Genomic DNA, 932 nt, shown 5'->3' with positions numbered 1-932 from the left:
CGCCATTTGAAGTCATTGAGCGTTGGACAGGGCTCTTTAGTGGCAATCCCGTGGCGGCAAAGTTCCTTAAGGGCGATAGTCTCTCGGAAGGTGAGCGAATACTGCTGGATTCGCTGATTAGCGATTGGCAGGAACGCCTTGGCAGTATCAGTTGGTTTATGCGCTGTTTAAACGAAGATATCGCCCGCAAGGCCAATCGAGAAGATAGTTGCAAGGGTGTATTCTGGGAAGGGCGCTTTAAGTCGCAGGCACTGCTCGATGAACAGGCGCTGCTGGCCTGCATGATGTACGTGGATTTAAATCCCATTCGCGCAGGTATTGCAGATTCGCTGCAAACTTCTGATTATACATCCATTCAGGAGCGCATAGAGGAAGTTGCTGAGCCAGCAACTGCCAACGCTTCAATTAAGCCACTGCTGCAATTTGATGGTGCAGCCACTGCCGCCGAACAAAGCGGCATCCCATTTCACTTTGCCGACTATCTGGAGCTGATTGATTGGACAGGCCGGGCGGTGCGGGAAGACAAGCGTGGCTTTATTGCCTGTTCCAGGCCCAAACTACTGCTTGAGCTTGGTATCAGCGACGATGCCTGGATAACTTCTGCCAAGGAGTTTCGCCGTCAGTACAGTGGCATGAGTGGCCGATGGGATGCCATGTGTGCGATGAAGGCCAAATATGGTGGTAAATGGTGCCGGGGTAAGCAACAAAGCCAAGCAATACATCCCCATTAACCTTAAACCCTTGGTGATTTTGCATAAACAGGCTTAAGCCTGCCGTTGGCATGCTTGGCAACCGCAGTTTTTGCATGAATCTCGCAGATTACTCATCTCAGAGAGCCTACTTCCAAAAATCCGTCGTTATTTATCAGAGACTGGCCCCTGCAACGAGCTTCCTTGCAGCTCAGAAAGTGTTTTGGATGTCCTGTATGTTTG

General features: G+C 50.6%; 1 protein-coding gene. It reads left to right on the top strand.

Going from position 1 to position 932, the window contains the following annotated elements; genetic code table 11:
• A partial coding sequence (locus tag RC73_RS19575; RefSeq protein ID WP_039036198.1) for a hypothetical protein occupies positions 1-731 on the top strand: 731 nt, incomplete at its 5' end.
• Positions 732-932 lie beyond the last annotated feature (201 nt).

The sequence above is a fragment of the Shewanella sp. ECSMB14102 genome (assembly GCF_000813075.1).
Lineage (GTDB): Bacteria > Pseudomonadota > Gammaproteobacteria > Enterobacterales > Shewanellaceae > Shewanella > Shewanella indica.
This window is presented reverse-complemented; position numbering and strand designations above follow the sequence as displayed.